The sequence below is a fragment of the Methylobacterium crusticola genome (assembly GCF_003574465.1).
Lineage (GTDB): Bacteria > Pseudomonadota > Alphaproteobacteria > Rhizobiales > Beijerinckiaceae > Methylobacterium > Methylobacterium crusticola.
This window is the reverse complement of the sequence record NZ_KZ984611.1, coordinates 1-23420: the sequence shown is the minus strand read 5'-3', so window position 1 is coordinate 23420 and position 23420 is coordinate 1. Positions and strand designations below refer to the sequence as shown.

The window sequence follows — 23420 nt, the reverse complement described above, 5'->3', positions numbered from 1 at the left end:
GCGGCGGCCGTCCCGCGCCTCAGGGCTGGAGCCTGCGGTAGGCGCGGGCGTAGGCGCCGTAGCTCGCCACCGTGCGGCGCATCATCGCGCGCTTGTCCTCGTCGAGCCGGGCGATCGCCCGGGCCGGGCGGCCGCCCCAGAGCCAGCCCGCGTCCAGCACCTGCCCCGGATCGGTGGCGGCGCCGGCCGCCAGCAGCACGTCCTCGGCCACGATCGTGCCGGGGCTGAGGGTGGCGCCCATGCCGATCAGGCAGCGCGGGCCGATGCGCCCGTCCGAGGCGCGCACGTTGTGGCCGAGCGTCGTGTCGCGCTCGATCACGAGGCCCTCGGCCCGGGTGTGGAGCACGCAATTGTCCTGCACGTTCACGTTCGGCCCGATCACGATGGGGCCGACCTCCGCCTCGAGGGTGCTGGAGAAGAACACGCTCGCCCCCGGCGCGAGCCCGACCCGGCCGCGCAGGCGCGCGGTACGGGCCACGAACACCGTGGGGTCGAGGGCGAGGGCGTCGCCGGGGGGCGTGGCAGCGTCCTCGGCGGCGGCCTCGCGCAGGCGCTCGGCCCGCTCGGCGAGCTCGCCGGGCGCCAGCCGGCGCAGGGGCCGGGCGGGGCTGCCCGCGTAGGCGAAGCCCGACGGCAGGGTCGAGCGCGGGAACACCGTGCTGCCGGCCTCGAGCAGCACCCCGTCCTCGATCACCGAGCCGTCGAGCACCACGCACTCGTCCTCGATCACGCCGTCGTCCCCGACCGTGCAGGCGTGCACCACGGCGTTGCGCCCGACCGTGACCCGGTCGCCGACGATGCAGGGATAGACGTCCGCCGCGATGTGCAGGGTCGAGCGGGCGCCGAGCCAGAACCGGTCGCCCACCACGACGTCGTGCCCGTCGGCGCGGATCACGCTGTCGTCGCCGAGCCAGGCCTGCGCGCCGAGGCTGGCGCGCCCGATCACGGCGCTGCCGCGCCCGCACCAGACCGGCCGGGCCGCGAAGGCCGGCTCGGTCTCGGCGAAGGGGAGGAGCAGGTCTGGCGTCACGGGTCGGCCCTCCGGCTGGCCGGCCGCGGGGCGCCCGGTCGCTCCGTTCGTTCATGCACCGGTTGGCCGGTCATCCGCCAGCCCCGCCGCCGAATCGGCGCGCGGCCCGCCGTCGTGGTAGGGAGGCGGGACCCGCCCCGCCACGGACCCGCCCCGGACCCGCCATGACCCCGCGCCTCTCGATCCAGCCCGAGCCCTTCGACGTCGCGGCCGAGATCGCCGCCCTGACGGCGGATCTCGGCGGGCGGGCCGGCGCCGTGGTGAGCTTCACGGGCCTCTGCCGCGACGAGGACGGCCGGCTCGCCGCCCTCGAGCTGGAGCACTACCCCGGCATGGCCGAGGCCGAGGTCGGGCGGGTGCTGGCCGAGGCGGCCGCGCGCTGGCCGCTCCAGGCCGCGGTGGCGATCCACCGCCACGGCCTGATCCGTCCCGGGGAGGGCATCGTCCTGGTGCTCACCGCCTCGTCCCACCGCGTCGCCGCCTTCGAGGCCGCGAGCTTCCTGATGGACTACCTCAAGACCCGCGCCCCGTTCTGGAAGCGCGAGCACCGGGCGGACGGCACGGTGGGCGGCTGGGTCGAGGCGATGGAGCACGACGCGGCCGCCGCGGCGCGCTGGTGAGAGGGCGGGCGCCGGCGCCCGGGCCCGGGATTTCGGGCGTTGCGCGCGGCGCAGCCATCGCCCCGGGGCGCGAATCCGGCTATCTGCCCTGGCCGGGACGCGCGCTCGCGCGGCGGAGGCACCAGGCCCATGCAGGACACCACGCACGCACCACGGGCCGGCGCCCGGTCGCTCTTCCTCGCCGGGATCGGGGTGGTGCTGTTCACGGCGCTCCTGATGCTGGCCTGGCGGGCGGTCGACACGCTGCTGCTGATCTTCGCCGGCATCCTGTGCGCGGTCTTCCTCGACGGCCTGACGCACTACCTCGGCCGCGTGCTGCCCCTCGGCCACGGCCTGCGGCTCGCATGCGTCAGCGTGCTGCTGACGGCGCTCGTGCTCGGGATGGTGGGCCTCGGCGGCGCCACGCTGGCGGGCCAGGCCGAGCGCCTCGGCCAGACCCTGAAGCAGCAGACCGGCACGGTGCGGTCCTGGCTCGAGGCGCACGGCGTCGACACCCGGTTCCTCGACACCGGCAAGCTCCCGCTGCCCGGCCCGCAGGCCGGCGAGCGGGGCTCCCCGCCGCAGGGCCAGGCCCCCTCCCAGGGCCAAGCTCCCTCCCAGGACCAGCCCCCCTCCCCGGGCCAGGCCCCGTCGCAGGAGAAGGCCCCCCCGCGGGGCGAGGCCGCTTCCCCGGGCGCGGGCGGCCTGCCGAGCCCGGGCACGCTCCTGTCGGATGCCGGCAGCGTGCTCGGGCAGGCCTCGACCATCGTGCTGGCGGTGTTCGGCGCCATCGGCAACGTGTTCGTGGTGGTGGTGCTCGGCCTGTTCGTGGCGGCCCAGCCCCGGCTCTACCGCGACGGCCTGCTGCGGTTCGTGCCGGGGCGCCACCGGGCCCACGCGGCCTCGGTGGCCGACGACATCGCCGCGACCCTGCGCCACTGGCTGTTCGGCCAGCTCGTCATCATGGCGGCGGTCTTCGTCTGCGTCTGGCTCGGCCTGACCCTGCTCGGCCTCGACGGGGCCCTGATCCTCGGCCTCCAGGCCGGCCTCCTCTGCTTCATCCCGACCATCGGGGCGCTCGTCGCCGGCATCGTGATCGTGCTGGCCGGCCTCGCCTCGGGCATGAAGGGCGCCCTCGGCGGGCTCGCGGTCTACCTCCTGGTGCAGACGCTGGAGAGCTACGTGCTCACGCCCTTCATCCAGAAGAAGGCCCTGGACATCCCGCCCGCCACCCTGTTCGCCGGCCAGATCCTGCTCGGCGTGCTGTTCGGCATCTGGGGCATCGCCCTGGCCCTGCCCCTGATGGCGGTCGGGAAGGTGCTGCTCGACCGGCTCTACATCGAGGACACGCTGGGGGAGAAGGCCGGGCCCGCCTGAGCGGCGCCGGCGGCGCGCGCGGCGCGGGGAGCGCCCTCAGACCGCGGCCGCCCCCCGGTCGGGGGTCCGCAGGAGGCTCTTCTCCATGAGGTCGAGATGGGCCTCCCGGTACTCCGCGCCGTCGAGGGCGTGGGCGTCGCCGAACATCAGGCGCCAGGTGCAGGCCATCATCACCGGGGCGAACAGCAGGTGGGGGAACTCCTCGGCGGCCGAGGGGCGGAACTCGCCCCGGGCGATGCCGTAGCGCACCACGCCCCGCAGGGTCTCGACCGCCGGCCCGATCACCTCCGCGTGCCAGCGCGCCGCGAGGTCGGGGAAGCGGCTGACCTCGGCGAGCAGCATCCGCATCACCTCGCGGGCGCGGCGGTCCTCCACCATGTGGTCGTACACGAAGGCGAAGTGGCGGCGCAGGATCGTCATCGCGGGCCCCTGCGCGGCGGCCGTCAGCGCCGCGAGGTTCTCCCGGATCGGGCGGTTCAGCTCCTTCACGGTGGCGATGAACAGCTCCTCCTTGCTCGCGAAGTAGAGGTAGATCGTCCCCTTGGTGATCCCGGCCCGGGCCGCCACGTCGTCGAGCTTGGTGCCGGCGAAGCCCGAGCGGGCGAATTCCTCGAACGCGGCCTCGAGGATCTCCCCGGGCCGCTCCTCCTTGCGCCGCTGCCGCGGGCTCACTCGCGCGGATGTCATCGCGATCCCTTATTGACCAACCAGTCAGTTATTAGTACATCATCGCCATCGCCCTCAAGGAGTTCGTGCGATGACCCGTTCGCTGGCCGGCGCCCTCCACGACAACGCATCCCGCGGCGCCGGGATCACGCGCCTGCCGAACGGCCTCGACCTGCACGCGCCGCCCGTCGCGGCGGGACAGCGGCTCCTGCCCCGGCGCTTCTTCTCGCCCGGCACGGTCGCCCTGCTGCTGCTCGCTCTCGCGGGCTGGACCGGCCTGCTCGCCTGGACCCGGACCGACCCGGCCGCGCCGGGCTGCGCCGCGCCGGCGGCGTGCGCGGCCGAGGGGCTCTGACCCATCCGCCTCGCCCCGGCGCGCCGGGGCGTACCGAACAGGCGCCCGGCGGGCGGTCACGCCCACCGGACGCCTGGAAGGAGCGGCCGCTGACGCCCCCTCGCGGCCGCTCCTTCACCCAGAACCCGCACCCCCGCGACCCGCGGCGGCACGGCCGCCGGCCACGCCGGAGAGAGACGATCACACCGACCATGCGACACGGGGCCATCCTCCAGTTCGGGCTGCTCGCCGCCTGCGCGGCCCTGCCGGCGCGGGCCGAGACGGCGCCGGCCGCTCCCTCGGCCGGCGCCGCGATGCCGGCGGCCGGGGCGGCGGCGGACGAGGCCGCCCGGACCGGGAACCGCGCCCTGGCGCAGGTCAAGGTCGTCACGGCCGCGCGGGCGCCGGTCTCGGCCGAGGTCGTGCTGACCGGCGACATCCAGGCCAAGTTCCTGAGCAACGTCGCCTTCCGGGTCAGCGGCAAGATCCGCGCGCGCCTCGTGGAGGTCGGCGAGCACGTGGAGGCCGACCAGGTCCTGGCGCGCCTCGAGCAGCAGGAGCAGCAGGTGAACGTCGACACCGCCCAGGCCGCCCTGGCCTCGGCCGAGGCGCTCGCCACGCAGGCCAAGGTCACGTTCGAGCGCCAGCAATCGCTGATGCGCAGCGGCTACACCACCCGCACCACCTACGATCAGGCCGAGCAGACCCTGCGCACCACCCAGGCCTCCGTCGATTCCGCGAAGGCGGCCCTCGCCACCGCGCGGGAGCAGTTCTCCTACACGGACCTCAAGGCCGGGGTCGCCGGCATCATCACGGCCCGCAACGCCGAGGCCGGGCAGGTCGTGCAGTCGGGCCAGACCGTGTTCACCCTGGCGCAGGACGGCACGCGGGACGCGGTGTTCATCGTCTCCGAGACCCTGCTCGCCGAACCGCCCGAGAGCCGGGAGGTCGAGATCCTGCTGCAATCCGACCCGCGGGTGCGCGCCGTCGGCACGGTGCGGGAGATCTCGCCCGCCGTCGACCCGTCCTCGGGCGGCGTCCGGGTGAAGATCGGGCTCGACCCGGCCCCGGCCGCGATGAGCCTCGGCGCCGTGGTGATCGGCCGCGGCCGGTTCCGCCCGCAGGAGGCCGTGACCCTGCCCTGGAGCGCCCTCTTCCGCTGGCGCGACCGCCCGGCCGTCTGGGTGCTGGACCCGGAGAGCCGCACCGTGACGCCCAAGACCGTCGGCATCGCGCGCTACGCCGGCTCGGCCATCGTGCTCTCCGGCGGCGTCGCCCCGGGCGAGCAGGTGGTCACGGCGGGCATCCAGCTCCTGCGCCCCGGCCAGGCCGTGGCGGTGGCGGGCGAGGGCACGCCGTGAGGCGCCGGCCCGCCCCCCTCCTCGGGGTCCTCGCCCTCGCTCTCGCGGGCTGCGGGCCCGAGACGGCCGAGGCGCCGCCGCCCGTGCGCCCGGTCCTCACCACCCGGGTGACCCCCCGGACCGTCGAGACCTTCGGGCCCTTCGCCGGCACGGTGGAGCCGCGCTACCAGACGCAGGCGGGCTTCCGCATCGCCGGCCGGATGGTCGCCCGCGACGTCTACGTCGGCGACCTCGTGCCCAGGGGCACCCGGCTCGCCGCCCTCGACCCGACCGTGCTGCAATTCGCCGTGACCCGCGGCCGGGCCGACGTCGCGGACGCCGAGGCGCAGCTCGCCAACGCCAGCGCCACGCGGGACCGCCAGCGCACCCTGTTCGAGGGCGGCAACGTCACCCAGGCCCAGCTCGACGGCGCGGTCGCGAGCCGCGACACCACCGCGGCCCGCCTGGCCCAGGCCAAGGCGGCGCTCCAGAAGGTCGAGGACGAGCTGGGCTACGCGACCCTGCGGTCCGACGTCGACGGCGTGGTCACGGCCTGGAGCGCCGAGGTCGGCCAGGTCGTGAGCGCCGGGCAGGCGGTGGTGACGGTGGCCCGGCCCGACATCCGCGAGGCGGTGGTCGACATCCCGGACGCCCTGATGGCGGACGCCAAGGCCGGCACGGTGTTCACGGTCACCCTCCAGGCGGCCCCGGCGATCACCGCGAAGGGGCGCGTGCGCGAGGTCGGCCCCCTCGCCGACCCGGCCACCCGCACCCGGCGGGTGCGCATGACCCTGGTCGACCCGCCGGAGGCGTTCCGCCTGGGCACCACCGTCACGGTGGCGCTCGCGCAGAGCACCCCGCCCCGCATCACCCTGCCGGCGGCGGCCCTCCTGGAGGCGGACGGCCGCACCAGCGTCTGGGTCGTCGCGCCCGACGGCAAGTCGGTCACGCGCCGCGACGTCGCGGTGGTCGCCCGGGAGGGCGACGCCGTGACGGTCGGCAGCGGCCTCGCGGACGGCGAGCGGGTGGCGGTGGCGGGCGTCCACAGCCTCGCGGAGGGCCAGGCCGTGCGCCTGGCCGCGTCCGGGCTCTGACGCCGCCCGGCGGGCCGCCACCGGTTCCGCCCGGCGGGGCCCAGACCCCGCCCGACCCGGCGCCCCGGCCGCGCGCCGGTCCCCCCTGTCCGCCCCCCGCCCGTGGGGGCGCCCTCCCGGCCGGGAGGGAGACGATGCGATCGAGCCCATGAAGCACCTCAACCTCTCCGAATGGGCGCTCGCGCACCGCTCCTTCATCTGGTTCCTGATGGCGGTCTCGGTCGTCGCCGGCGCGATGTCGTACCGCAACCTCGGCCGCGAGGAGGATCCCGCCTTCGCCATCAAGACCATGGTGGTGCAGGCGAGCTGGCCCGGCGCCACCATCGGCGACACCCTCGAGCAGGTCACCGACCGCATCGAGAAGGAGCTCCAGCAGATCAACGCGGTGGACTACACGCGCAGCTACACGACGCCCGGCCAGGCGACGGTGTTCGTGAACCTGCGCGAGACGACCCCGCCCAAGACCATCCCGTGGCTGTTCTACCAGGTCCGCAAGCGGCTCGGCGACATCAAGGGCACGTTCCCGTCGGGCATGCAGGGCCCGTTCTTCAACGACGAGTTCGGCGACGTCTTCGGCAACGTCTACGCCTTCACGGCGGACGGGCTCTCGATGCGCCAGCTGCGCGACTACGTCGAGCGGGTGCGCACCGGGATCATCAAGGTCAAGAACATCGGCAAGACCCAGCTGCTCGGGGCCCAGGACGAGGTCATCTACCTCGACTTCTCGACCCGCAAGCTCGCCGGCCTCGGCATCGACTCGCAGGCGGTGATCAAGACCCTCCAGGCCCAGAACGCGGTGGCCCCCTCGGGCGTGATCCAGGCCGGGCCGGAGCGGGTCTCGGTGCGGGTCGGCGGCCAGTTCGCCGACGAGAGCAGCCTCAAGGCCATCAACCTGCGCATCAACGACCGCTTCTTCCGGCTCTCGGACGTGGCGGAGATCCACCGGGGCTACACCGACCCGCCCCAGGCGCTGTTCCGCTACAACGGCCAGCCGGCGATCGGGCTCGCCGTCGCCATGCAGCAGAGCGGCAACCTGCTCCAGTTCGGCGAGGACCTGAAGGCGCGCATGCGCCAGGTCGAGGCCGAGCTGCCGGTGGGGGTGGGCATCCACCTCGTCTCGGACCAGCCCCGCATCGTCGAGGAGGCGGTCGGCGGCTTCACCAAGGCCCTGGTCGAGGCCGTGGTGATCGTGCTGGTGGTGTCGTTCCTGAGCCTCGGCCTGCGCGCGGGCCTCGTGGTCTCGTTCTCGATCCCGCTGGTCCTGGCGATCGTGTTCGTGGTCATGGACGTGATGGGGGTGACGCTCCAGCGCATCTCCCTCGGCGCCCTGATCATCGCCCTCGGCCTCCTCGTCGACGACGCCATGATCACCGTCGAGATGATGGTGGCGCGCCTGGAGGCCGGCGACAGCCTGCACAAGGCCGCGACCTTCGCGTACACCTCGACGGCCTTCCCGATGCTCACCGGCACGCTCGTCACCGTGGCGGGCTTCCTGCCCATCGGCTTCAACGGCTCGGCGGCGGGCGAGTACACCTACTCGCTGTTCGTGGTGATCGCGGCCGCGCTCCTGGTCTCCTGGGTGGTGGCGGTGCTGTTCGCGCCGCTCATCGGGGTCAAGATCCTGCCGAAGACCATGCGGGGCCACCACGAGAAGCCGAGCCGGCTGCTCGCCGCGTTCCGGGCGATGCTGCTGCCGGCGATGCGCTGGCGCTGGATCACGGTCGCGGCCTGCATCGGGCTGCTCGGGCTCGCGATCGTCGGCATGGGCCACGTGCAGCAGCAGTTCTTCCCCTCCTCCGACCGGCCCGAGGTGCTGGTCGACATGACCCTGCCGCAGAACGCCAGCATCGGCGAGACCAGGGTCCAGATGGATCGGTTCGAGGCCGCTCTCCGGGACGATCCCCTGATCCGGCGCTGGAGCTCCTACGTCGGCCAGGGGGCGATCCGCTTCTACCTGCCGCTCGACCAGCAGCTCGGCAACGCGTTCTTCGGCCAGATCGTGATCGAGACGGTGTCCCTCGAGGCGCGCGAGCGCACCATCGCGCGCCTCGACGACCTCGCGCGCCGGGACTTCGTCGGAACGGACGTGTTCGTGCATCCCCTCGACCTCGGCCCCCCGGTCGGCCGCCCGATCCAGTACCGGATCAGCGGCCCCGACCTCCAGGTCGTGCGCGACCAGGCGCTCAGGCTCGCCAGCGCGATGGCGCAGAACCCGCACATCGGCCTGCCGACCTTCGACTGGAACGAGCCCGGCAAGGTGCTGCGGGTCGAGATCCTCCAGGACAAGGCGCGCCAGCTCGGCGTGACCTCGCAGGACATCGCCGGCATCCTGAACGGCGTCGTCGGCGGCACCTCGATCACCCAGGTGCGGGACGCGATCTACCTCGTCGACGTGATGGGCCGGGCCTCGGGGCCGGAGCGCCGCTCGGTCGACACGCTCCAGAGCCTGCAGGTGCCGACCGCGGGCGGCGCCACGGTGCCGCTCGTCGCCTTCGCCAAGCTCCACTACGACCTCGAGCAGCCGATCGTCTGGCGCCGCGACCGGATGCCGACCATCACGGTGCGGGCCGCCATCACGGACGCCACCCAGCCGCCGACCGTGGTGGCGGCCCTTGAGCCCGCGATGGCGCGGTTCCGGGCCGAACTGCCGCCCGGCTACGACCTCGCGGTCGGCGGCGCCGTGGAGGAGAGCGCCAAGGGCCAGGGGCCGATCGCCGCCGTGGTGCCGGTGATGCTGCTCGTGATGGCGTTCTTCCTGATGGTCCAGCTCCAGAGCCTCCAGAAGCTCTTCCTGGTGGCGAGCGTCGCGCCGCTCGGGCTGATCGGCGTGGTGGCGGCCCTGCTGCCCTTCGGCGCGCCCATGGGCTTCGTGGCGATCCTGGGCGTGCTGGCCCTCGTCGGCATCATCATCCGCAACGCCGTGATCCTGGTGTCGCAGATCGAGGAGTTCGAGGCCGAGGGCATGGCCCCCTGGGACGCCGTCGTGGAGGCGACCTGCCACCGCATGCGCCCGATCCTGCTCACCGCCGCCGCCGCCAGCCTGGGCATGGTCCCGATCGCCCGCGAGGTCTTCTGGGGGCCGATGGCCTACGCGATGATCGGCGGCATCATCGCGGCGACCTTCCTGACGCTGTTCTTCCTGCCGGCCCTCTACGTCGGCTGGTACCGGATCAAGGCGCCCCCGGGCGGGAGCGCGGCGCCGGCCGCGGCGCCGGCGCCGGACGGGCGCCGGCCGGCGCCCCTGGCCGGCGCGGAGGCGTGACGCCGCCGCGGCCCCGGCAGATTGGAATCGCTCATGCCGGTGGAACCGGCGCCGGATCGCTGCTAGCTAGGCACTCCGAAGGAGCGGGCCGGTCGTCCGCGCGCCGCTGGAGGACAGGGCATGAAGGGTGACGCAAAGGTCGTCGAGTATCTGAACCGCGGCTTGCGCAGCGAGCTCACCGCGGTCAGCCAGTACTGGCTGCATTTTCGGATGCTGAATGATTGGGGCTACATTGACCTTGCGAAGTTCTGGCGCAAGGAATCCATCGAGGAAATGAACCACGCCGACAGGTTCGTCGATCGCATCCTGTTTCTCGAGGGCTTCCCGAACCTCCAGGAGCTGGATCCGCTGCGGATCGGCCAGAACGTCCAGGAGATCATCGAGTGCGATCTCGCGGCCGAGAACGAGGCCCGCAGCCTCTACCTCGAGGCCGCGAAGTACTGCGACTCGATCAACGACCGGGTGTCCAAGCAGCTGTTCGAGGACCTGGCCGCCGACGAGGAAGGCCACATCGACTTCCTGGAGACCCAGATCGAGCTGATCCGGCAGGTCGGCCTGCCGCTCTACGCCCAGCGCCACATCGGCGGCCTGGAGAAGATCGAGCCCGAGACGGAGTGAGGGCGCGCCCCGCCGAACCGGGTCGGCGCGCGGGCAGCCCGCGACCTGCGGAGAGCCGCGCCCGGCCGCGACGCGCGCCGGCGCGGCGCCCTGAGGGCTCAGGCGCCCTGAAGGCTCACGCGCCCTGAGGGCTCACGCGCCCTGAGGGCTCAGGCGGCCTCGGCGGGCAGCGCCGGCGCCGCCTTGAGCGTGCAGGCGGCGCCGCAGGTGGTCGCGCAGGCGGCGTGCGCCTCGCTCAGCGCACGGTCGAGGATGCCACGGATCGTGCGTGCGCAGCGCCCGCATTTCGGGCTGCAGCCCAGGCAGGCGTAGACCTGGGCGGGCGTGCGCGGGCAGGCGGGCCCGGGGCTGAGGCACGCGCGCACTTGTCCGTCGGAGACGACGTTGCAGGAACAGACGATCATGCTGAGGCTGTGACACCCGGTTCGCGGAGAGCCGCCGGACCCGCTCCGGCTCGGCTCCCTCAGATTAGAACGATTGAAAACTGTAACATAATCAAGAAGTTACCCTGCCCCCGGCGATTCGGCAAGCCGCCGCGCCCGGGGCGGACACGAGGACGCAGGCACGCCCTCCGGCCGGGCAGGCGGCACGGTCCCGGCCCGGACCGGGCGCCCGCCCGGCCCGAGGGCGCCGGCCCGCCCGGGGGCCGGGGGCCGGCTCCCTCGGGCCGGGGATGAACCCTTGCGCGACTCGCCGGTTGCCTATGGGTCACGGCCCGTCTATCGGCTGTGATCCGCGTCAACCCGTCGCGCGAACGGGCCGCCTGGATCAGTTCGATGAGCAGCTCGCGCGACCGCAGGACCGCCGGACCGAGGAACGCCCCGCGGCCGGGCTGGACCGAGGCCGAGCGCCTCGAGGCCCTCGACGGCTACGCGATCCTCGACACCACGCCCGAGGCCGCGTTCGACGACGTGGCCCAGCTCGCCCGCGAGGTCTGCGCCGCCCCGATTGCCCTCGTCAGCCTCGTCGCCGCGGAGCGGCAATGGTTCAAGGCCGAGGCCGGGCTGGGCCTGCGGGAGACCGGGCGCGACGCCTCGGTCTGCGTCCACACCTTCCGGGAGCCGGGCCTCCTCGTCATCGCCGACCTGACGCGGGATCCCCGCACGGCCCGCAACCCGCTGGTTGCCGGCCCGCCGGCCCTGCGCTTCTACGCCGGCCACCCGCTCCTCACCCCCGAGGGCCTGCCCCTCGGGGCCTTGTGCGTGCTCGACACGCGGCCGCGGCCCGACGGGGTGACGCCGCGCCAGGCCGCGGCCCTCGCGGGGCTGGCCCGGCAGGTGATGGCCCAGCTCGAGCTGCGCCGGGCGCTCCGCGAGCGCGACCGCGCCCTGAGCGACGCGCGGGCGAGCCGCGACGACCTCCACCTGATCACGGAGGCCGCCCCCGCGCTGATCGCGACCATCGATGCCGGGCGGGTCTACCGCTTCGCCAACGGGAACTTCGCGGCCTGGTTCGGGCTCGACCGGGACGGGATCGTCGGGTGCCCGATGCGGGCGGTGCTGGGCGAGGCGCGCTACGCCGAGCGGGCGCCCTACCTCGAGCGGGCCTTCGCGGGCGAGACCGTCACCTTCGAGGCGAGGGCCTCCGGGGAGGCCGAGCGCCACGCCCTGGTGCGCTACGTGCCCCAGCGCGGCCCGGACGGGGCGGTGCACGGCCTGCACCTGCTCGGCGTCGACATCACGGCCGAGAAGGCCGCGCAATCGGCCCTCGGCGACACCGCCCTGAAGTTCCGGGCCATCGCCGAGTCGATGCCCCAGATGGTCTGGTCGACGCGGCCGGACGGCTACCACGACTACTACAATGCCCGCTGGTACGAGTTCACCGGGATGCCGGCGGGCTCGACCGACGGGGAGGGCTGGAACGCGATCTTCCACGCCGACGAGCAGCCCGAGGCGTGGCGGCGCTGGCGCCACTCGCTCGCCACCGGCGACCTCTACGAGATCGAGTACCGCCTGCGCCGGCACGACGGGGTCTACCGCTGGGTGCTCGGCCGGGCGATGCCGATCCGCGACCCGGAGACCGGCGCGATCCAGCGCTGGTTCGGCACCTGCACCGACATCGACGACCAGGTGCGGGCGCGCGAGACCCTGGCCCGCGGCCGCGAGGAGCTGGAGGCGCTGGTGCGCGAGCGCACCGCCGCCCTCGAGGCCGCCAACGCCCGACTGACGGCCGAGATGGAGGAGCGCGCCCGGGTCGAGGCGGCGCTCCGCCAGGCCCAGAAGATGGAGGCGGTGGGCCAGCTCACGGGCGGCATCGCGCACGACTTCAACAACCTCCTCACCGGCATCACGGGGGCGCTCGACCTGCTGCGCCGGCGCCTGTCCGAGGGCCGCCACGACAACCTCGAGCGCTACGCGAGCCTCGCCACGACGTCGGCCCAGCGCGCCGCCGCCCTGACCCACCGGCTGCTCGCCTTCGCCCGGCGCCAGCCGCTGATGGCCCAGGCGGTGGACGCCAACCGCCTCGTCGCCTCGATGGACGACCTCCTGCGCCGCACCCTCGGCGAGCGGGTCCGGCTCGAGCTCGTGGTCGCGGGCGGCCTCTGGCCGACCCTGTGCGATCCCAACCAGCTCGAGAACGCGCTCCTCAACCTCGCCATCAACGCCCGCGACGCCATGCCGGGGGGCGGCCACCTCACCATCGAGACCGCCAACGCGCATCTCGACGACGCCTACGTGGCCGGCGAGATCGGGGTCAGGGCCGGGCAGTACGTCTGCGTCAGCGTCAGCGACACCGGGGCCGGCATGGCCCCGGATGTGATCGCCCGGGCCTTCGACCCGTTCTTCACCACGAAGCCCCTCGGCGAGGGCACGGGGCTCGGCCTGTCGATGATCTACGGCTTCGCCAAGCAGTCGGACGGCCACGTCCGGATCTACTCCGAGGTCGGCCAGGGCACCAGCGTGAAGCTCTACCTTCCGCGCCACCGGGGCGAGGCGGCCCTCGCGCACGCCCCGGCCCCGAGCCTGCCGCCGCCGCGGGCGGAGCGCGGCGAGACGGTGCTGGTGGTGGAGGACGACGCCACCGTGCGGGCGCTGATCGGCGAGACCCTGGGGGAGCTCGGCTACCAGGTGCTGGAGGCGGCCGACGGCCAGGCGGGCCTGGGCATCCTCGGGGACGCCCGGGCCCGCGTCGACCTCGTGATCACGGATGTCGGGCTGCCCGGGCTGAACGGCCGCCAGATGGTCGACCAGGCGCTGGCGGCCCGGCCGTCCCTGCGGGTGCTGTTCATCACCGGCTACGCCGAGAACGCCGCCTTCGGCAACGGCCACCTCGCCCCGGGCATGCAGATGATCACCAAGCCCTTCGCCATCGAGGCGTTCACCGCTAAGGTGCGGTCGATGATCGAGGCACGGGCCTGACGCCCCCGGCCGCACCCGAGGCGCGCCGGTCCGGGCCGGCGCGGCCGCCGCGCGCCTCGGCCGCGCGGGCGGCCCTGCGGTCCGCCATCGGAAGGACCGCCGTGCCGCAGCCGCCGCTTCGCGTCTTCCTGGCCCTCGGTCTCGGGGCCGCGGGCCTGGTGGCGACCCTGGTGCTCGCCCTCGTGGCCTCCCGGGTGGCGAGCGACCGGCTGGAACAGCGCATCGAGACCGAGCTCAGCGACCTCGCCTACCACATGGCGGGCCAGCTCGACCGCAGCATGTTCGAGCGCTGGCGCGACATGCTGATCCTGGCGCAGGACGACACGATCCGGGACCCGGGCGCGGACCTCGCCCGCAAGCGCCGGGTGCTGCGCCGGGCGCAGGACACCTATCCGGACTACGCCATCATCGGGCTCGTCGGGCCCGCGGGCCGGATCGAGGCGACCAGCACCGGCACGCTCGAGGGACTCGACGTCGGCCACCGGGACTACTTCGTGCAGGGCAGCCGGCGGCCCTACGTCGGCGACGTGCACGACGCGCTCCTGCTCGCCACCCTGCGGCCGGGGCGCGACCCGGCCGACCCGCCGCGGGTGCTCGACATCGCGGCACCCGTCCACGCCGAGGACGGAACCCTGGCGGGCGTGGTCCTGGGCCACCTCGACTGGGCCTGGGCCCGGGGCATGGAGGCGAGCCTGCGCGAGGCCTCGCACGGGCGGCGCGGCGTCGCCGCGCTGGTGCTCTCGCGGGACGGACGGGTGCTGCTCGGGCCCGAGGACCTGGCCGGTCGCACGCTGGCGGGCCACCTGCCGAGCGTCGCGCAGGTGCAGGCGGGCCGCGACAGCACCGCGGCGGAACGCTGGCCGGACGGGCACACCTACCTGACCGGCTACCGGGCGACCCGGGGCCACCGGGACTATCCGGGCCTCGGCTGGGCGGTGCTGGTGCGCCAGGACGCGTCCGAGGCCTTCGCGCCGGTCGCCGAGCTGCGGCGCCAGATCCTGCTCTGGGGCCTCGTGGTGGCCACGGTGGCGGCCGGCGCCGGCTGGTTCGCGGCCGGGCTCCTGGCGCGGCCCCTGCGCCGGCTCGCCGTCGCCGCCGCGGCCCTCGGCCGGGGCGAGCCGATGCAGGTGCCGGCGACGGCCGTGCGGGAGGCGCACGCGATCGGCCACGCGCTCGGCGCCGCCGCGCGGATGCTGCGCCAGGAGGCGGCGGAGCGCCAGGCCGCCGATGCGCGCCGGCAGCTCCTGATCCACGAGCTGAACCACAGGGTCAAGAACACCCTCGCGACCGTCCAGTCCATGGCGCGCCAGACCGCCCGCAACGCGGCCTCCCTGGAGGGCTTCACCCACAGCTTCGAGGCCCGCCTGCTGGCGATGTCGCAGACCCACAACGTGCTCACCGCCAACCACTGGGAGAGCGCGGGCCTGCGGGGCATCCTGGCGGCGGAGCTCGAGCCCTACGCGGGCGGGCGGCGCGACCGCATCACCCTCGACGGCCCGGCCGTCGCCCTCAGCCCCCACGTCGCGGTTCCGCTCGGCATGGCGGTGCACGAGCTTGCCACCAACGCGGCGAAGTACGGCGCGCTCTCGGCCGAGGACGGGCGGGTGGTGGTGGCGTGGGAGGTCCGGGACGACGCCCTGCACCTGCGCTGGCGGGAGAGCGACGGCCCGGCGGTGGCCCCGCCGGCCCGCCGCGGCTTCGGCACCCGCCTGATCCACGCGAGCATCGAGCGCGAGCTCGGCGGCCGCGTCGGCCTCGACTTCGCGCCGGGCGGCCTCCTCTGCACGCTCGCGGTGCCGCTCGCGGCCCGCGAGGCCGCCTGAGGGGGCACCCCGGCCCGAGCTCAGTCGCGCCCGTAGGGGTAGCAGCGCGCGCGCTCGAGCGAGAGGCCGAGATGCGCGCCGAGCCTGCGGATCGCCTCGGCATGGGCCGCGTAGGGATCGCGGTTGCCGACCCCCACGATGATCGGGCAGCCCGCCCCTGCCGGCACCATGGCGGTGGCGAGCCCGTTGCCCTCCGGGTCGCGCAGGGTCAGGAACATCGGCATGGTCCGGCGCAGGTGCGCCTTGAGGCCGATCTGCTGCTCGATCCAGGGTCCGGGCGGCGGCACGTAGGCGGCCTCGGCGCGGGCCAGCGCCTGCCGGAAATGCTTCTCGACGGCATGCCCCATCAGGGCGGATTCCTGGATCGCCTCGGATTCGGTCTCGATGCGGAACCAGGTCTTCCCACCGGGAACGTCGCAGACGTACTCCATCGCCACTCCTCGACCGCCCGACCGGGCGCGGCCGGGGCGAGGGGCCCGGCCGCCGGCGAGGCGCCGGCAGGACCGGGACCTCGGCTCAGGCCCTCGGGTCAGCCTCCATTCTAGCGCAGGGCGCCGAGGGACCCAGACGGCACGCCGTCGCGGCGCGAGGGGCCCGGATCCTTGGCGGTGAGCGTGGCCCGGCCCTGCTCGGTGATGCGCCAGATCGCGAAGGTGCCGCCGAGGTGCGGGCCGGCCTGCTCGCCCAGGAAGTCCAGGTGGCCGTCGTTCTCGAGGGCGCAGAGCCGGCTGTGGTCGCCCGGCCAGGCACGGGTCGGCTCGCGCTTGACCGAGATCATGCCCTCGGTGGCCGTCGCGGCCTTGCTCAGCAGGCGTCGCTCATGGTCGATCATCGGCAAAATTCCTCTCGCGCAGGGGAGCCCGGGCCGCGGGCCGCGCAGCCTGCCGCCAGGCAGGGATGACGGCGCTGGGCGGGCCGGCAGGCCCGACGACGCGCCCGGGTGAGACAAGCCCTCCCTCGCCCTCCGGGGGCGCGGGGGTCGGGCACCGCGTCGCTCGCGGTGCGGGCACCGCGTCGCTCGCGGTGCGGGCACCGCGTCGCTCGCGGTGCGGGACGCCCGCCGGCCGCGGCGGCGGGCTCGTGGGAGGGCGCAGAGCCCTCGTCACATCCGACGGGCCGTGCCATCCTGACCCGTTCGTGAACGAAGCTTAGCAGTTTGCCACACCGGCGCAACCCGTGGTCCGCGCCGGAGCGCCGCGTGCCGGTCCGGCGCGCTCTCCTGCCCGACCTTGGCGGTCTTCGACTGATCGCGACCGCGCGATCCGGCCGCTCGGCAAGACGCGGCCGGCGCCCCGCGAGTGTTAGGCCCGACGTATTCGCAATCCAGGCGCGAACACACCAGTCAAGCGGGTGTCGGGGATGGCCTGCAACCGGCCGGAGAGGCAGTCTGGCCGCGATCGGACGGCGACTGCACAGGGCGAATACTCGGCCATGAACGGATCCGACGGCGGACACGGAGAGACATCGCCGGGCCGCGAGGAGGCGGCGCGCCTCGCGGTGCGCCTCACGCGATCCTCGACACGCCGCCGGGCGGGGGGTTCGACCGCGTCACCCGGGTCGCGGCGCGCCTGTCCGGGGTGCCGGTCGCCGTCCTCGGCATCGTCGACGACGACCGGATCTGGTTCGAGTCGCACCACGGCCCGGACGTGACCGAGGTCCCGCGCGGCCCGGGCCTTGCGCGCCTCGGCGATCCTCAGCCCGGGCACCCGGGTGCTCACCGATGCGGCGAGCGATCCGCGTGCCTGCCGGACCTCGCCGCCATCGTGATGGACGAGATGGAGCGGGCCCGCGGCCTCACGCCCCGCCGATCGGCTCCGTCACCTTGCCGGTCCCGGCGCAGTCCGGGCAGGGACCGGACTCGATCCGGCCGCTGCCGCGGCAGCGCGGGCAGAGGTTCTCGCCGGTCCCGGGGGTTCCCGGCGCGGCCTTGTCCCCCGGTTTGTCGGGGCCGGTACTCGTCATGGCGCTCTCCCGATGCGGGGCGTCGGCCGCCCGCCGGGTGTACAACCCGCGGGCGTGCCCGCGGGTTCTGACGGCACCGGCCCCCGGCCCGCGCGGGGTGCGGGCTCCCGGCCGCCGCGCCGGGGGCGCCGGGGGCGCCGGGGCGCGGCCTCACGGCCTCGGGGGGCTCTGCATCGTGCGCTTCTGCTGCTCGGCCAGGGCCTTGTAGTCGTAGGTCGGGAAGAACTCGGTCCGGTAGGGCCCCCACGCGGTGTTCTCCAGCACCACGTTGATCTCCCGCAGCTTCGAGGGCGGGAACCTCAGCGTGACCACCTGCCCGATGTTCATCACCACGTACCACGACACCACCTCGGTCCCGGGCGGCGGGAACTGGTCGTAGTAGCCGTTCTTCTGGAGCTGTGCGTTGATCTCCTTGAGGTTCTTGGCCTGATCGTGCTTGAGGAACACGGTCATCAGCATGGTCTCGCTCTCCGCGGCGGGGGCCGGCGACTGCGCCGGCGCGGGGCCGACCGAGGCGGCGAGCAGGGCCGCCGCGACCAGGTTCCGCCCGAGCGTCAGGACGCCCAGTCCTCCGCGGGTGCCGCGCGGGCGCGGCGGCCGGCCCTCCTCCGGGACCGGGGAGGCGGCGGGACGGCGGGGCGGGGCGGCGGGGCCTGCGTGCGGGTCGGCACGGCGTCCCGGGGCGGGCCGCGGACCCGGATCGCGGGCGCTCGGCGCGGAGGTCGATGGCATGGTCGAACACCTCGTGGCGCCCGTCGGCGCGGGCCGCCCGGACGGCCGCGGCTCAGGTGCGGCCGATCGCCCGTCAGGCCGGCGGGCGGCCCGAGCGGCATTGGGGGCCTGTCGCCCCGGATGTAGCGGTTCGTCCCGTCCCGGCAAGCGCGGGTCGGCCCGATGCCGCGGCCCTGCCCGCCCCGCGATCGGCCGGGGGCGACCCGCGGGCCGCGTGCCCGGGCCGGGCGAGGTTACAGTCGAGATGTAACGTCAGGATGACAGATTGTGTGCCGGGCCGCTTCAGCGTAGTAGGCGCATCGAGGTGATGAACAGGTCAGGCATCAACGTACTCCACGTCTGATCGATGAAGGGGCGGGAGGATGTTCACGAGTTTCCGGATCAAGCTGGCACAGCTGTGCTTCAGGATGGCGGTCCGCTTGGGAGAGCCGTACTTGGCAACACACGCCCTGCGTGAACTCAAGGGCTTCGAGGGTGCATGGCGCCAGGCGTCGAGCCCGGACCGCCAGCGCCCCCGCCCCCTGCCCTGAGCGGCGCGACGTCCGTCGCGCCGGCCCCGGCGAAGGCCGGGCCGCGGGCCTCGCCGGGGCTCCGCCAATGATCGCCGGCGCCCGACGGCTGCCGGACCGAAGGTTCCCGCGCACACCAGCCGCGACCCGTCGGCACCCTGCCGGGCCCGAGGCGCCGCGCCGTCGGCCCGCTCTCCCGCCGCACGGGGGATGTCCGGGCCTGAGCCCCCCGGAGCGCGCGCCACCGCACCCCGGCCTGCCGGCAGGCCTCCCGCGGCGGGCCGCGCTGCCGCGTCACGCGGCGGCGATCGGCCCGCCGCTTCCGGCTCCGCGTCGTCTCGGTCGTGGGGAGCGGCGGGCCGAATCGATCCCGGGCGAGCGTCGGGACGCGGGACCGTACGTACTTTGACTCGTTTCGGCCGCGGTCCGGATCAACCAAGGTTCATCTCAGTATCACTTGGTGGCCGGAACCCGGGGGACTCCATGAAGCGCATCATCCTTACGTCAATCACCTGCCTCGCCGCCCTCGCCTTCGCCCCCGGGGCGGCCGAGGCGGGCGGCTTCCGCGGCAGCGGATTCCATGGAGGCGGGATCCATGGAGGCGGGATCCATGGCGGCGGCTTCCACGGCGGCGCCGGCGGCTACCGGGGCGGCGCAGGCGGGTATCGCGGCGTCGGCATCCGGGGTGGGTACGGCGGTTACGGGCGCGCGTATCACGCCGGCGGCTACGGCGGCCGGGGCGGGGTCTACGCTGGGCGGGGTTACGGCCATCGCCGCGGCTACGGGCTCGCCGCAGCCGGCCTCGGCCTCGGGCTCGGGGTGGCGGCCGGCAGCCTCTACGGTGCCTATGGCGGCGGGTACGCGCCGGCCGCCTACGGCTACGCCCCGGCAATCGACGGTTATGGCGGGTACGCGCCGGCGAGCGGCGGCTACGCGCCGGCCGCCTACGGCGTGGAGTACGGCGGGGCCTACGTGCCGGCGGCCACCTACGGCTACGGGTACGGCTGCGGCTGCTGACCGCCGGGGATGTTCCAACGGGCGCGACAGCGCGCTCGATGCGCCGCCCACGGCCGTCCTGGTGGCCGGGGACTCCCGGGCCGGCGGCCGGGACGTCGCGGGCGCGGCCGGCCCGGTCATGCCCGCGGCCCGGCGGTCCGGCCCGCGCCCCGCGCCCCGCGCCCGTCCGGGGGCCGCGGAACGCGCCTCGCGGGCCCTACCGCGTCGGGTCGACCAGGGTGAGCTTGCCCGTGAAGGTCGCATCCCGCCTGTTCGTGCTCGTGCAGCCGTAGGTGTACTCACCGGCCGCGATGGTGCGCAGGCGAATCTCGCCCTTGCCGTTCGCCTTGATCAGGTAGGCGTCGTTGCTCGCCACGTGCACGACGTCGCCGTCGTGGTGCAGCACGTTCTTGTTCTGAAAAATCTGCGGCGCCGTGATCGAGACCTGGAGGTTGGACTGGTTGATCACGTGCAGGTCGACGTTGCTCTGCGCCGGCAGCCGGAGCTCGGCGGGCGCGCATTGCGGCGTCTCGTTCTGCGCCGTGATCGTGACCTCCACGGGCGGCATGGCCTCGCCGCCCGCCTTGGGCGGCGGGAGGTCGTTGGCGGCGGACGCGGGCAGGCTCGGCAGGAGCGCGGCCAGCAGGACCGCGCAGGCCGCGAGGCCGGAGCGACGCGACGGAACGGCCTTGGGCGGGTACGGCATGGTGTTCGGCCTCTCGGGCAGGGCGGGTGAGGCGAGAACGCGAGGTCGGTCCCATCGTTGCCCGGCGCGACCTCATGACCGCCGGGCGCCCCGGGGCAGTCCGGGCGCGCGCCGGAGCGGCCGCCTCCGTGCAGAAACGATCAAGCCTAAGCGAGTCTGAGTCCGCGCGAGACAATGCGACGGAGGCCGCAGGCTTCTGATGACCACAGTCGCAACGCGTCGGGCCAGGCAGACGGCCCGCGGCGACTTCCGCTGGATCAGCACAAATCGCCATGTTACCCAACGGACATGGGCGACCTGCCCGCTCTCTCTTCGTGCGGTACTTCCGATGATGTTCCGGTTTGGTCCCGGCCGGGCGGCCCGTCGCCCGGGCCGCCTCGGGCCCTGCGGTGCCGCGCTCCTCGCCGCGGCATTTCTCCTGAGCGCCGGCCGGGCGCCCGCGGGTCCCGCGGGCGCGGGCCCCGAATGCGCCGCCGCCGCGCCCCTCCCGGACGGGATGCTCCTGCCCGTCGTCGGCCAGCACGTCGCGCGGGGCCGGCCGGTGCGCGTGCTGGCCATCGGCTCGTCCTCCACCGAGGGTGTTGGCGCCTCCTCCCCGGCCCGGGCCTATCCGCGCCAGCTCGAAGGCACCCTCGCCCGGGCCTGGCGCGACGCGCCGGTGAGCGTCGTCAACGCGGGCATCGGCGGCGAGACCGCCGACCAGACCCTGCTGCGCCTGGAGGCGGCGCTCCGGCAGGCGGACAAGCCCGACCTCGTCATCTGGCAGGTCGGCACCAACGACGCGGTCACGGGCGGCGACGAGGCGCGGTTCCGGGGCCTCCTGGAGCACGGCGTCGCGCTCGTCCGCGGGGCCGGGATCGATCTCATCCTGCTCGATCAGCAGTTCTACCCGGCGATCCCGGACCGCGCCCGCTACGAGCGCTACGTCGGGCTCGTGGCGAGCGTGGCGGCGGCGGCCCGGGTCCCGGTCTTCTCGCGCTACGCGCTGATGCGGGAATGGGGGCGGCAGGACCCGACGGTCCTGTCCGGGATGCTGGCGCAGGACGGCTTCCACATGGGCGACCGCGGCTACGACTGCCTGGCGCAGGCCCTCGGCCAGGGCATCGTCCGGGCCGCGGCGCCGGCCCCGGGCGCGGCCGGCGCCGTGGCGCGGGCGCGGCCCCAGGCGGAGCCCGGCGCCCCNGGGTGAGCGGGGCCCGGCGGCGGCCCCGGGCCCCCGGGGCCCGGTCCGCGGGAGCCCGCCCGGCGGACCGGGTTGTGGCCGCGAGGCCACGCTCGCGCGGCGTTGCGCCGGTCCCCCGCCCCGGGCCGACGGCCTGGGGCTTACCCCGCCCGCGCCGCGGCGTGATAATCGCGCCCCGGTGCGTCGCGCGGCTGCAAGGGGATGGCGTGAAGGGGTTGCGTAACCTGCCGGGGCTCGTCCTCGTCGTCCTCGGCGTGCTCGGGACGCCCGCGCCGGCCCAGCAGGCCCGGGTCCCCGTGCTGGAGGGAGCCGGCGGCGACATCCGCACCGCCGTCGCCCAGCCCGAGACCACGAGCCAGGCCTCCGGCGGCTACGTCCGCTCCGTCGAGCCCTCTCTCGGGCCGCTGGCCGACCCGTTCGGCCTGCGCGCCGCCCTGAAGCCCCGCGGCGTCGAGTACAGCCTGACCTACATTGCCGACGTGCTCGGCAACCCGGTGGGCGGCCTCCGCCGGACCGCGATCGTCGAGGACCGCCTGAACCTCAGGCTCAACCTCGACCTCGCGACGATCGCCGGCTGGCAGGGCGCGACGCTCCACGCCAACGCCTACTTCATCCACGGCACCGGCCTGTCGCGCTACGCGGTCGGCAACCTCCTGGCGACGAGCGTCATCGAGGCGCTGCCCTCGACCCGGCTCTACGTGCTCTGGTTCGACCAGAAGCTCCTCGACGGCACGCTGGCGCTCCGGGCCGGGCAGCTCGCCGCCGACACCGAGTTCATCGTGAGCCAGACCGCGACGCTGTTCGTGAACTCGACCTTCGGCTGGCCGGCCATCACGGGCCTCGACCTGCCGAGCGGCGGCCCGGCCTACCCGCTCGCGACCCCGGCGGTGCGGGCGAAGTACGTGCCGGACAAGGATGTCTCGCTCCAGATCGGCCTCTTCGACGGGGACCCGGCCGGCGCCGCGCGGCCCGGCAACGCCGTCGATCCGCAGCGGCTCGACCGGACCGGCACGAACTTCCGCACCCGCGACCCCGCCCTCGTCGTGGCGGAGGCCGCCTACACCTACAACACCGAGCCGGGCTCCCGGGGGCTGCCCGGGACCGTCACGCTCGGCGGCTGGCAGCATTTCGGCCGCTTCGACGACACCCTGCGCGACACGGCGGGCCTGTCCCTGGCCGATCCCTCGTCGAACGGCGTCGCGCGCCGCCTGCGCGGCAATGCGGGCGTCTACGGCATCGTCGACCAGACGCTCTACCGCGAGCCAGGCCAGGACGACGAGGGCCTGAGCGCCTTCGCGCGCCTGGCCATGTCGCCGAGCCGCAGCAGCCTCGTCGACCTCTACGCCGACGGCGGCCTCGCCTACAAGGGCCTGTTCGGGAGCCGCCCCGACGACACGGTGGGCCTCGGCGTCGCCCACGCGCGCATCGCCGGCCGGGCTCGCCGCGCCGACCGGGAGGCAATCCTGTACGGCGGGGTCGCCACGCCGGTCCGCAGCGCCGAGACGGTCATCGAGGCGACCTACCAGGCCCTCGTCGTGCCGGGCTTCACCGTGCAGCCGGACATCCAGTACGTGCTCCACCCGGGCGGCGGCGTCGCCAACCCGCGCGACGCGGGCGGCCGCCGGATCCGGAACGCCGCGGTGTTCGGCGCCCGGGCCACCATCCAGTACTGAGCGCCGGGACGCCCCGGCGCCGCGGGGGCGGCCCACTCGCGCGCCCGCGCAAGCGAGGCGCCCGCTTGACGGCGAGGCCGCGGCGGCCCGTGATGGCGCGCATGATCGACCGCCCCGCGCCCCTCCCTCCCCTCGTCCCGCCCCCGGCCGGCCGCGC

Annotated in this window: 19 protein-coding genes and 1 pseudogene; 12 read left to right on the top strand and 8 right to left on the bottom strand. The window is 74.8% G+C overall.

Annotated elements, in window-relative coordinates; all coding sequences use genetic code 11:
• Positions 1-19: 19 nt before the first annotated feature.
• Positions 20-1030, bottom strand: a complete 1011-nt coding sequence (locus tag DT057_RS00485) for a gamma carbonic anhydrase family protein (RefSeq protein WP_128560166.1) — start codon at positions 1028-1030, stop codon at positions 20-22.
• 164 nt (positions 1031-1194) lie between these two features.
• Here DT057_RS00485 and DT057_RS00480 point away from each other — a divergent pair, with 164 nt between their 5' ends.
• Entirely contained in the window at positions 1195-1650 is a 456-nt protein-coding gene (locus DT057_RS00480) for a molybdenum cofactor biosynthesis protein MoaE (RefSeq protein WP_128560165.1), read from the top strand.
• 129 nt (positions 1651-1779) lie between these two features.
• Entirely contained in the window at positions 1780-3006 is a 1227-nt protein-coding gene (locus DT057_RS00475; protein WP_128560164.1) for an AI-2E family transporter, read from the top strand.
• 36 nt (positions 3007-3042) lie between these two features.
• Here the strand turns inward: DT057_RS00475 and DT057_RS00470 are convergent, their stop codons facing one another.
• A complete protein-coding gene (locus tag DT057_RS00470) occupies positions 3043-3678 on the bottom strand; it encodes a TetR/AcrR family transcriptional regulator (protein WP_244937324.1) in 636 nt (211 codons plus the stop codon).
• Between the two features lie 85 nt (positions 3679-3763).
• Between DT057_RS00470 and DT057_RS00465 the strand changes: the two genes are divergently transcribed.
• The 5 genes from DT057_RS00465 (at position 3764) to bfr (ending at position 10320) form a co-directional block, all read left to right on the top strand.
• Positions 3764-4027 (top strand): hypothetical protein, encoded by a 264-nt coding sequence (locus tag DT057_RS00465; protein ID WP_128560162.1) that lies wholly within the window; start codon positions 3764-3766, stop codon positions 4025-4027.
• A gap of 293 nt (positions 4028-4320) precedes the next feature.
• A complete protein-coding gene (locus DT057_RS00460) occupies positions 4321-5367 on the top strand; it encodes an efflux RND transporter periplasmic adaptor subunit (RefSeq protein WP_238313852.1) in 1047 nt (348 codons plus the stop codon).
• The gene (locus tag DT057_RS00455) at positions 5364-6440 is read left to right on the top strand and encodes an efflux RND transporter periplasmic adaptor subunit (protein WP_128560160.1); all 1077 of its coding nucleotides are present in this window, start codon (positions 5364-5366) and stop codon (positions 6438-6440) included. Before DT057_RS00460 ends, DT057_RS00455 begins: the two co-directional genes overlap by 4 nt.
• Before the next feature lie 148 nt (positions 6441-6588).
• On the top strand, positions 6589-9702 hold the full coding sequence (locus DT057_RS00450) for an efflux RND transporter permease subunit (RefSeq protein ID WP_128560159.1): 3114 nt from the start codon (positions 6589-6591) through the stop codon (positions 9700-9702).
• Between the two features lie 120 nt (positions 9703-9822).
• A complete protein-coding gene (gene bfr / locus DT057_RS00445) occupies positions 9823-10320 on the top strand; it encodes a bacterioferritin (RefSeq protein WP_128560158.1) in 498 nt (165 codons plus the stop codon).
• Between the two features lie 149 nt (positions 10321-10469).
• On the opposite strand, the gene DT057_RS00440 is transcribed toward bfr, so the two are convergent.
• On the bottom strand, positions 10470-10724 hold the full coding sequence (locus tag DT057_RS00440; protein ID WP_128560157.1) for a (2Fe-2S)-binding protein: 255 nt from the start codon (positions 10722-10724) through the stop codon (positions 10470-10472).
• A gap of 372 nt (positions 10725-11096) precedes the next feature.
• Between DT057_RS00440 and DT057_RS00435 the strand changes: the two genes are divergently transcribed.
• Positions 11097-13679 carry a PAS domain-containing protein gene (locus DT057_RS00435; protein WP_128560156.1) on the top strand — a complete coding sequence of 861 codons (2583 nt, stop codon included), beginning with the start codon at positions 11097-11099 and terminating at the stop codon, positions 13677-13679.
• Positions 13680-13780: 101 nt separating this feature from the next.
• The gene (locus DT057_RS37150) at positions 13781-15502 is read left to right on the top strand and encodes a sensor histidine kinase (RefSeq protein WP_128560155.1); all 1722 of its coding nucleotides are present in this window, start codon (positions 13781-13783) and stop codon (positions 15500-15502) included.
• 20 nt (positions 15503-15522) lie between these two features.
• Here DT057_RS37150 and DT057_RS00425 read toward each other — a convergent pair whose 3' ends face one another.
• From DT057_RS00425 to DT057_RS37420, 4 genes are all read right to left on the bottom strand, one after another.
• Positions 15523-15933, bottom strand: a complete 411-nt coding sequence (locus DT057_RS00425; protein WP_128560154.1) for a hypothetical protein — start codon at positions 15931-15933, stop codon at positions 15523-15525.
• A gap of 110 nt (positions 15934-16043) precedes the next feature.
• Entirely contained in the window at positions 16044-16334 is a 291-nt protein-coding gene (locus DT057_RS00420; protein WP_238313836.1) for a hypothetical protein, read from the bottom strand.
• Positions 16335-17296: 962 nt separating this feature from the next.
• Entirely contained in the window at positions 17297-17464 is a 168-nt protein-coding gene (locus DT057_RS35920) for a hypothetical protein (RefSeq protein ID WP_203236145.1), read from the bottom strand.
• Between the two features lie 150 nt (positions 17465-17614).
• The gene (locus DT057_RS37420) at positions 17615-18196 is read right to left on the bottom strand and encodes a hypothetical protein (RefSeq protein ID WP_407068123.1); all 582 of its coding nucleotides are present in this window, start codon (positions 18194-18196) and stop codon (positions 17615-17617) included.
• Positions 18197-19188: 992 nt separating this feature from the next.
• Here DT057_RS37420 and DT057_RS00410 point away from each other — a divergent pair.
• Positions 19189-19722, top strand: coding sequence for a hypothetical protein (locus tag DT057_RS00410; protein WP_128560153.1), 534 nt, complete (start codon positions 19189-19191; stop codon positions 19720-19722).
• A gap of 196 nt (positions 19723-19918) precedes the next feature.
• Here the strand turns inward: DT057_RS00410 and DT057_RS00405 are convergent, their stop codons facing one another.
• Positions 19919-20407 (bottom strand): cupredoxin domain-containing protein, encoded by a 489-nt coding sequence (locus DT057_RS00405; RefSeq protein WP_128560152.1) that lies wholly within the window; start codon positions 20405-20407, stop codon positions 19919-19921.
• 199 nt (positions 20408-20606) lie between these two features.
• Here DT057_RS00405 and DT057_RS37415 point away from each other — a divergent pair.
• Positions 20607-21589: pseudogene (locus tag DT057_RS37415) on the top strand (SGNH/GDSL hydrolase family protein); the annotation flags it as partial.
• Positions 21590-21796: 207 nt separating this feature from the next.
• On the top strand, positions 21797-23263 hold the full coding sequence (locus DT057_RS00395; RefSeq protein WP_238313832.1) for a carbohydrate porin: 1467 nt from the start codon (positions 21797-21799) through the stop codon (positions 23261-23263).
• Positions 23264-23420 lie beyond the last annotated feature (157 nt).

Excerpts from the sequence above, each read along its gene's own strand:
- DT057_RS00480 (WP_128560165.1), top strand. The coding sequence starts at position 1,195 with ATGACCCCGCGCCTCTCGATCCAGCCCGAGCCCTTCGACGTCGCGGCC.
- DT057_RS00475 (WP_128560164.1), top strand. The coding sequence starts at position 1,780 with ATGCAGGACACCACGCACGCACCACGGGCCGGCGCCCGGTCGCTCTTC.
- DT057_RS00465 (WP_128560162.1), top strand. The coding sequence starts at position 3,764 with ATGACCCGTTCGCTGGCCGGCGCCCTCCACGACAACGCATCCCGCGGC.
- DT057_RS00460 (WP_238313852.1), top strand. The coding sequence starts at position 4,321 with ATGCCGGCGGCCGGGGCGGCGGCGGACGAGGCCGCCCGGACCGGGAAC.
- DT057_RS00450 (WP_128560159.1), top strand. The coding sequence starts at position 6,589 with ATGAAGCACCTCAACCTCTCCGAATGGGCGCTCGCGCACCGCTCCTTC.
- bfr (WP_128560158.1), top strand. The coding sequence starts at position 9,823 with ATGAAGGGTGACGCAAAGGTCGTCGAGTATCTGAACCGCGGCTTGCGC.
- DT057_RS00440 (WP_128560157.1), bottom strand. The coding sequence starts at position 10,724 with ATGATCGTCTGTTCCTGCAACGTCGTCTCCGACGGACAAGTGCGCGCG.
- DT057_RS00435 (WP_128560156.1), top strand. The coding sequence starts at position 11,097 with ATGAGCAGCTCGCGCGACCGCAGGACCGCCGGACCGAGGAACGCCCCG.
- DT057_RS00425 (WP_128560154.1), bottom strand. The coding sequence starts at position 15,933 with ATGGAGTACGTCTGCGACGTTCCCGGTGGGAAGACCTGGTTCCGCATC.
- DT057_RS00420 (WP_238313836.1), bottom strand. The coding sequence starts at position 16,334 with ATGATCGACCATGAGCGACGCCTGCTGAGCAAGGCCGCGACGGCCACC.
- DT057_RS35920 (WP_203236145.1), bottom strand. The coding sequence starts at position 17,464 with ATGACGAGTACCGGCCCCGACAAACCGGGGGACAAGGCCGCGCCGGGA.
- DT057_RS37420 (WP_407068123.1), bottom strand. The coding sequence starts at position 18,196 with ATGCCATCGACCTCCGCGCCGAGCGCCCGCGATCCGGGTCCGCGGCCC.
- DT057_RS00410 (WP_128560153.1), top strand. The coding sequence starts at position 19,189 with ATGAAGCGCATCATCCTTACGTCAATCACCTGCCTCGCCGCCCTCGCC.
- DT057_RS00405 (WP_128560152.1), bottom strand. The coding sequence starts at position 20,407 with ATGCCGTACCCGCCCAAGGCCGTTCCGTCGCGTCGCTCCGGCCTCGCG.